Source organism: Achromobacter maghribensis (assembly GCF_057334215.1).
In genome coordinates, this window is the sequence record NZ_JBHFII010000023.1 from 193,028 (window position 1) to 201,413 (window position 8,386).

The following is an 8,386-nucleotide window of genomic DNA, read 5'->3' on the forward strand; positions in this document are numbered from 1 at the left end:
CAGAAATGAAAAAGCCCCGCTCGATGGCGGGGCCTGGTGCTGTTGGTGAAAGTCGCTTTATGCGCGGTAGTCGTGGTCGTTCTTGTAGTACCGGCGGTCGTAGTTAATCGCCTTCAGGGGGATAGTTCCGTCATCGTTCGGTCTGCCCTTCTCATCAACAAGAAACGCCATTGCCTCATGCGGGCTGTCTCCCGGTCCAATGATGTAGCCGGTGGGGTTGTAGCCCTCCCCCCGCAAGATGATGGGCGTGCGCGGCACTCGCTCAAGCAGTGCCAATCGCGGGCCGCCCCCAGACTGAACCTTCATGGACTCTACGGTTGCATCACTGTTCTGCAAGAAGATGCGATAAGCCTGGCCGGGTACCCATTCAAACGATTGCGAAAGCCCGACAAGCCGGCCATCATCGTCCGCAACATCCACGATTTCGCCGTCACTGCTTCGCCCGCGCGTATTGTCCGCATTCCGGATGCGCTCCGTCACGGCCAACAAGTTGGCCTCGGGCAGCGCATCGAATTCCGTGGCGATATCCTGATATTGCAGCTTGTTCCACGCCCTATGCGCGTGTACGTGCGCCTGTGCCTCGATGCGAACACCGATAGACTCGATACGCTTCGGATTCACCGCAGATCGATCCTTGGGCAAATACAACGTGACCGTAGAGTCATCCTCAGGGCGAATCCACTGATACTCAACTCCATCGTATTCGGCCGTGCTGCCCTCAGTCCGCCGCTCCGAACCCGGCAGCTTGTTTCGATGGCTGAAAAGGATCGTCGAATCCTCGCCTTCCCTCTCGAAGAAAAGCCGAATGACGCTGCCGCGACGATACGGCCGGCAAAACACCGCCTGGGCGATCATGTCGAGCGTTTCCTCAAATGTGAGGTTGTCGCTGTCGATCGTGTAGTTGAACTGGGCAACGTCTACGCCGAAGTAGTCTCGGATCTCCTGAGCAGTACGGTAAATGTTATCGAAATCAATTTCAGCGGCTAACCGGTTTCCAATCAGCCTATCCAGGCTAATGGCTGAGATGATGTCCGCCACGTCATTCGTCGGATAAAGCTCTGCCGAAAAAGTCGATCCAGAAATACGCCGTGGAAGTTTGCGCGTCACCAGCAAATTTAGCTTGCGTTCCTTCACAGCCAACGCACCGTCCGTTGCATACGTGACCGACTGGACCGTTGTAATGTCGCCGAAATGCGCTTCGGAAACGTCCGAACAGACATATAGGTCGCGCCACTGCACTTCATCCACAACGGTGCCGTCAAAGTCGATAACCGTCGTCGTGAGGCGCCGCTCACGAAAGCGCCAAAGCCGACTGGGCGCCCCCGTCAACGCCGCATCGAGCGTATCCGCTCGGACTGAACGTGTCACCGCCGAACCCTTGATTACGCGTTCGAATGCCAGCACCTCGCCATAAGGCGTGTGGTTTTCGTCGACCCGTTGTGCTTCCAGGCGATAGGTCACATCCGTGCGGTACTGCTGGCGACCGTTGTCCTTATACATTCCTCCCAACGAAACATTGTTGGCAATCACCCGCGTTATGGGATCGACGCTCTCCACCGTGAACCATCCTATCCAACGCTCGCCGTTCGTGCTGATCGTCGGATTAAGGATGCCCGATTGGCCGCCGTACTGGGTCTGCATCACAGTCCAGGCGGCGTTGACACCGGCTGGATTGTCAAGCGTAAGCAACGAACTGGCGACCGTGTTAACCGTGTACTGCCCCGACAGATCAAACTGCACAAGGTCAGAAGGCCGGGTAAAGATTGGGGTGCCTGAAACGGCATTCGGGGCACTGCGAAAGCCACGCCAAGCTGCCGAATTCTGCGTTGTGTCGAGGCGCAACGTGGTCGCGCCACCGCTAAAACTGACGCCGAGTATTCCGTAGATGCCAGTCACATTGCCTGTGGCGGTGTAATCGAAATCACCATCACCGCCCGTATGATCGGTCCAAGAAACAGCACCATTGGAGAGCGTGACAATTTGCCCAACGGACCAATCGGCCGAATGGTTTCCATCGAATGACACCTCTCCCCATTCTGGACGCAAAGTTCCGTCCGTTCGGAATATCGCGCCATCCGGCGGGCTGTACGAGAACGTACCTTGCGTCTGCGCGGCGTTCCGCACAGTGATCACGTCCCCGGGGATGAACAGCTCGGTAAAATCAAGATCAGCATCTTGAGACACAATCTCATTGGGCGAACGGAAGACCATACCGCGTCGGATCACGCTGCCATAGTCCTGCGGATGTAACGTCTGGCCGTTCACGCTGTTCACACGCTTAGTCGCGAGGACTCGTTGATTGATAGCGTTGCCGATACGCAATTGCGGCTCGTGACCGCTATTCGGAGATGTATATGGCCCATACACCTCGACCGACGCGCCGGGGATCTGCCCTATCAACGTCGTGTCGTCTCGCGCATCGTGAATCTCGTAGGAGCCCCGCCCAATACACATGTACGCAATTTCTTTTTCGACGTGATTCTCGAACCTCTTATAGGGCTGGGCCAAGAGATCGGCTGTCGAGCGAGCCGTACCATAAATATCAGGTGTTCGGCCGTTCACTCTCGCGCGATTCGTCCGCTCCGACAAGCCGTTATTCGGTGACTCCTGCTGCACGTTTCGGGCAGTTGCGCTGGGAGGCGTCGGCGCAAATATCGTCGCCAGAATCATAGAAGCCGTCGAAACGGCAAGCGACACCGCCAGGGCAGTCCACGTCTCTGGCCCACATGGTGCCAGTTCGACGACAAGCGGGCCGCTCAGATCACGTAACTCCTTGATCGCGTTGGGACTCCGTGGAGTCACGTCCTTACCCGAAATCAACTCGGTGATCCGGCCTCCCGGCGGAAATCGCGGCCCCACCGCCTTCTTTAGGAACGACAAGAGGTTATGGACGCGATGAATCTCCTTAGGCCGGTCAGGCGCCCGACGCAGATGGACAATAATCACAGATAGAACCTCATATTTCTGTACATGGCGGTCATTGCTTCAACAAGGAAGAACTGCGCGCCATCTTCATTGATGTGCAGCAGCCTACGTCGGAAGCACACTCCGATATGCAACTCACCGTCCGGGGCATCCATCAGAACAAGAGACGGCGCCTCAGTAGGGCTAGGCTGACGCCGCATCCCACGGAACATTTGGACCATTTTTCCAACGCGGAAATCATGCTCTTTGACCTGCTTAAGGCGGGCATCGCCGGTCAAGTATTCCCAAGCTTCGGCCGCAAAATGCAGGCAGTTATACGATTTCCGGTCGTACTCTCGATCAAGCAAGAAATCGATGCTCACAAGAACCCCCGAAGCATTGGAAACAAGTCCGTCCGATACAGCATCCCAGTCTTGCTCGTGTTCAATTGGGGCGCTGTGGCATCGAACTGAGCCCCCTCCACCGACCGCGTAACGGTCCTCGCTTGTAGCGTGAGAGGTCCAAACATCGGAGCCCCGAAATTGTCCGATCGGTAAGACCGGTAGACGACGGTGGGCGGGGACGTACGCAACGTGCCCGCCACCCGAGCCCGCTGGATCTCATCCGGAAGAATTTCCCCAAGATCGCCGACCGTGACCGACATTCCAAAGTCCAGGGTGCCCACATCTTCAAGGGGCTTCAGCAGCAGCGGCACATATTGGAAGAAGACCATCTCTCCCGACTCCAGACGCGCCCAGAACCCCTCTCGGTAATGAGCCTGTAGACGCCATACCTGCGAAAAACTCGGTTGCGATATCTCGATTGTCCGCACTTCGGCGGTTCGAAGCGGAGCACCAAAAAAGAAGTCAATCCATGGATCGTTTTCATTCGGCATGGGGTAGATCCTGATTCGCCAACTTGGCAAGCAAGTTCATGATTTCTCGTGCGGCCGCGACACTGCCGTATATCGAAAGAAACATCACGAGCGAGGCCCAATAATCGAGTGTCTCTTGGTCGTACTCGGGCAGTGTGTCGACCTCCAACTTGACCGCAACCGTGAACACATCGCCCGACACCGACACTAGGCGCAAGCTCTTGGGCACAAAATGAGCCACGTACCGCTTCAGCTCATGCTCATCGATTTGCAAGTCAATTTCGAACGGCTGGGCATCTCGCTTTCGGGCGCGCCAAAATCCCATGAATGCGCTGTAGTCTTCGGCCTGCAACCCAAAAGACGCAGGGACGATATTTGCATTCCCCTGGATCCCAACCCGATAGCGACCAGATCCGCCTTCCAGAGAAATGCTCTCAGTCCCATCACCAAAATCGACGGAATATCCGGCTTGCAGCGGCCGATATGGCAAGAATTTATATTTCATCGTCTGCGCTCTGCCTTGAAGTTCTTACTCATCGAACGCGAACCACGCGACGAAGGATTGCTCAGCTGAGAATCAAGGATGCGTGGTGTCTGGCTTGCGATCCGCCGATCGATCTCGACCAAAAGTTCGCCATCGCTCATACGCGCTTCTGCCATTGCGTACTCGCCTACGTTGTTCACCACATTGACGTTCGGCGTTCTTGGCGCGATGTCTTTTTGGTCGAGTTGCTTAGGCAATTGGGCGCGAACGCCCAAGGAGCCGTCTGACGAGCGCTGCAACGGGATAATCGCCTCTTCCCCTGCCTCACCCATCAACCCCATTGGAAACGCCACAGGGGCGCTCACAATGCCATTGGTGAACGCGCCCCCGTGCTTGAACGGAGTCATGTTTCCCGCGTCGAACACGTTGCCCTTCGCAGACTTGCCCATGAAGAGTTCGTAGCTACCTGGCGTGGTGCTGTCGGTGCCGCCGATGGACGAGCCGCCGAACGATTTTCCAATGGCCGAAAAGACCGTCCCAAAGATCCCGCCAATCTCGTTGCTCTTTCCGAAATCTCCGAAAAGCGCCTTTGCAAGTTGGGCGGCTGCGGCTTCGCTGGACATCCTGGCAAGCATGTCCGAAAAGGCTTGGCCGATCCCTTCGAACTTGCCCGTGCTGGCCTGGTAAAGCGCGTCGCCAAGATACGACTGGATATTTCGCGCGCCTTGAATGGCAAACTCGCTTAGGTCGTCCTTGCCCTTCCCCGTCAGGGCATCCAGCGCCTTGTTGTATTGCTTGACGTTGATTTCGCCCTTCTGGAAGGCATCCGACAGCCAACCCATTTTTTCTAGGGTCACATCGGCATCAGCCCGCCCCGAGACTTCGCCGATGTAGTTCTTGCGCGAAGAGACCTTTCGAACAAGGTCCAGTTCTTCGGCACGAGCAACCAGGGCCTTCCTAATGTTCGCGTTCAGGGCGGAGTAGGCACCGTTCTGGGTTTCCCACAGCATGCGCTCCGCTTCGGTCTTGGCGTCAATGAGCGCGATTTCCTTGCCCATATCGGCGATCTGTTTGGACGCATCCGCCTTTGCCCTAGCATCGGCCTCCAGTCCCAAAAGCCGCACTACTTCGCCGCGGTGGGACGCGCCGACCTTTAATACCTGGTCCTCGACCTCCTTCGCCAAGGTGGCCCGCGCCACGGCATCGCCGCCCTTTGTGTAGGCGTCTGCAAGCTGCAACTGGGCGGCAATCTCGGCCTGGCGCTCCTTCATCCACTTCGACCAGTCGTCGCCCGACTTCTGAGCTGATCGGCTGGGCTTCGTGTTGGAGCCGATGCCCTCAACCTGCCCAGCATTGCGCGACGTTCCATCGGCCAGCGCCTGGTCGTACACCTTCGTGTACACAGCCCCCACCATCTGATTGAAGCCTTCGGGCGTGATGCCACCTTTCGCAAGCTGGGCCTGCAAACGCGACGCCTCGCCGGCGGCCGCAATGATTGCCCGCTGCTGTGCCTCGACCTTTACCAGCTGCTCAAGGGTGTCTTTCGCACCCTTTATCGCCTTCTCGTCCTTGTCTGCGGTGGCCTTCTTCAGCGTCTCGGCCGTGTCGGCCTGCTGGGCCAATGTGCCGGCCAGGGCCGCCTGGGCATCACTCGCCCCCTGGGCACGCGCCTTGTATTCCTCTGCCTGCTCCGCCGACATGCCAATCAGGTCGCGGGCGGATTCCAGGTTCTTGAGGTACTTCGTCCAGTCCGCCGTGCCCATGCCGGCGCTGATCGCGCTAAGGCCAGTCCCCAGCGCGGTTGCGCTGCCGGCCGCGTCTTGCTGAGCGCCGTTCATCGCCTTCAATTGGCCGGTGTAGCGCTCCGCATCGGTCCGGCTCTGGCTGTATCCGGCCGCGATATCGACCAGCGTGTCACGGTATGCGGCGCCGACAGGCGTTGCCCGCACATACGCCTCGATTTGCACTTGAATCTGGCGGCTCGCCTCCTGTGCTGTGAGGGAGGTGTCCGCGTTGATGGCCGCCACAGCTGCGCGGAATGTCTCAAGCGCGCCCAGCGATGATTGCGTCGCAGCGCTAACTGCTACGCCAGATAGCCGCGCCAACTGCGTCTGCATATCGCCTTGCGCGCCGCCAAGCTTCGACTGCACCTCTCGACGCGCCTGGTCGCGCTGCTGGGCGTTCAGTTCGCGGTACTTGCCGATGACCTCATCAAGCGGCCCCTTCATGTTGCTAATCGCGCGGGCCGCGTCGTCCGTGTTATCCCGGAACAACAGCCAGCCAGCCGCCACGGATGCCACCGTGATCGCCAGGCCAGCAGGGCCGCCAAGCGCAGCAAGCAGGCTTCGGCCGGCCGCAGCGCTAAGGCTTGCCACCGAGTTCAGCCGGGTTTGGGCCAATGCCGCGGCGTTTGTCGCTGCCTCAAAGGCACGTTGCGCAGGTATTAGCTCGCGTTGGACGATGGAAAGGCGCTGCATCCCGGAAGAAGCCGCAACGCTTGCGCGGGCAACTTCCAATTGCATCCGTGCATGCTCCGCCTGGGCTGCCGTGACCGTCGCAACTGCGCGAGCTTGTCCCACCAGTTCTGCGCGTGCATCCCTCCATTGGGCGGTCGCCGACATCGTTGACCTCGCCACATCCAGCAGCTTCCCGCTGAACGCCCCTACGGCAGCAGCACCAGCAACGAAGGCAACACCATCCAGATTGTTGGAGAGTGCGATGATCCCCTCTGCTAGGGCCTTGCTGGCTCCGGATGCCTCATCGGCGCGCCCAATCCAGGCGATAACCGAGTTTTCCAGCACCGTGAACGACTGCCCTACGGTGGCCTGCATTTTTGAAAACTGAGTATCGACGCTGCCGGCCATCTTTTGCAGCGCACCGATGACCTTTTGTGCGGATAGTTCGCCGGCGGCTCCGAGCGCGCGCAGTTCGCCGATGGTGACGCCCAATCCTGCGGCGATGGCGTTTGCCAATGCTGGCGCCTGCTCCATCACTGAATTCAGTTCTTCACCGCGCAGCGTGCCAGAAGCGAATGCCTGACCCAATTGGATCAAAGCAGCGTCGGCGCTCGCGGCTGACGCGCCTGAGATCGCCAGCGTCTTACTGATCGTTCCGACAACCGACGCCACGCCCTGACCGCTCAGGCCTAAGGCGTCTTGATTCGTCGCAATACGCTGGTATAGCTCGGCAGTGGACCTCAGCGGCGACCGCGCGTCCTTGGCAATATTGAGAACTGCGGCCTGGGCGGCTTGAAACTCCTGCGTTCCATCCGTCACCAGCCGGAGCCGGTTATTCAGGTTCGTCCAGCTGTCGGCGTACTGCACCAACTTGGCGGTCGAAAACACCGCCGCCGCTGCTCGTGCATAGTTCGCTACGGCCTGGGTCGCATCGTCTACCGCCGACACCTGCAAGCGAATCGCCGCCGCGTTGCGCTGGTAGGCGGCATCGGCGCGCTTCGCACCTTGCTCAATGGTCTTGAAATAACCTCCGCCCATGCGCGAAACACGGTTCATCTCGCGCTGATAGGCGGCCGTGTCCGCCGTAACAGCGACGACGATTTCACGTAGTTTCTTTGCCATGGAATACCAGAATGAAAATGGCCTCCTATTTGCGGGCCGGGTTGCTGCTGGAAGACTTCTTCTTGACCTTCGACAACAGGAAGGACCGCAAAGCGCTTTCCCCGGCCTGTGCGGCCTTTTGCTCTTCATCCACAGGAGTTGCGCCCCAGCGAATTAGCATGTCGGCGGTTTTGACCTTCGCACCTACCGACTGGGCCACCGTGGCCGCCAGGGTTGCGCTAAGCAAGTCGCCTCGCTCGTCTCCGATGGGAGACAAGCGGTCGAACTCACGCCACAAGGACAATTCGTAGGTGTCCATGCCCTCCATCACTTCGCCCAGGGTCTTGCCAAGACGAAGCGCCAAACGCATCAGGAAACGGAGGTCCGGCGTCTCCCGGAGGGCTTTTTTGCGGCGTCGGCGGCCCCCTGTCCGAGGTTGCCCAGTTCGATTGCCTTAGCGACCAGACGAGCATGGACGGGGCCGTACGCTGCCGCGACCTGCCCAACGTCAGCGTCGGAGAAAACTCGGACGACCGCACCGTCGGCGTTTTGCTCGAAAAGGGTCCG

General features: G+C 58.9%; 7 protein-coding genes. All 7 read right to left on the reverse strand.

The window, feature by feature from the left end; translation table 11 throughout:
- Positions 1-57: 57 nt before the first annotated feature.
- A complete protein-coding gene (locus tag ACE039_RS10360) occupies positions 58-2,946 on the reverse strand; it encodes a host specificity factor TipJ family phage tail protein (RefSeq protein WP_485822321.1) in 2,889 nt (962 codons plus the stop codon).
- A complete protein-coding gene (locus ACE039_RS10365) occupies positions 2,943-3,287 on the reverse strand; it encodes a hypothetical protein (protein ID WP_485822322.1) in 345 nt (114 codons plus the stop codon). The genes ACE039_RS10360 and ACE039_RS10365 overlap by 4 nt, the downstream gene beginning before the upstream one ends.
- The gene (locus ACE039_RS10370; protein ID WP_485822323.1) at positions 3,284-3,799 is read right to left on the reverse strand and encodes a DUF1833 family protein; all 516 of its coding nucleotides are present in this window, start codon (positions 3,797-3,799) and stop codon (positions 3,284-3,286) included. The genes ACE039_RS10365 and ACE039_RS10370 overlap by 4 nt, the downstream gene beginning before the upstream one ends.
- Positions 3,789-4,283 carry a hypothetical protein gene (locus ACE039_RS10375; RefSeq protein WP_485822324.1) on the reverse strand — a complete coding sequence of 165 codons (495 nt, stop codon included), beginning with the start codon at positions 4,281-4,283 and terminating at the stop codon, positions 3,789-3,791. Before ACE039_RS10375 ends, ACE039_RS10370 begins: the two co-directional genes overlap by 11 nt.
- The gene (locus ACE039_RS10380) at positions 4,280-7,840 is read right to left on the reverse strand and encodes a tape measure protein (RefSeq protein WP_485822325.1); all 3,561 of its coding nucleotides are present in this window, start codon (positions 7,838-7,840) and stop codon (positions 4,280-4,282) included. The genes ACE039_RS10375 and ACE039_RS10380 overlap by 4 nt, the downstream gene beginning before the upstream one ends.
- Positions 7,841-7,865: 25 nt before the next feature.
- Entirely contained in the window at positions 7,866-8,189 is a 324-nt protein-coding gene (locus ACE039_RS10385; RefSeq protein WP_485822326.1) for a phage tail assembly protein T, read from the reverse strand.
- Positions 8,189-8,386, reverse strand: a 198-nt coding sequence (locus ACE039_RS10390; protein WP_485822327.1) for a phage tail assembly chaperone, incomplete at its 5' end; no start/stop codon positions are given. The genes ACE039_RS10390 and ACE039_RS10385, both read right to left, overlap by 1 nt.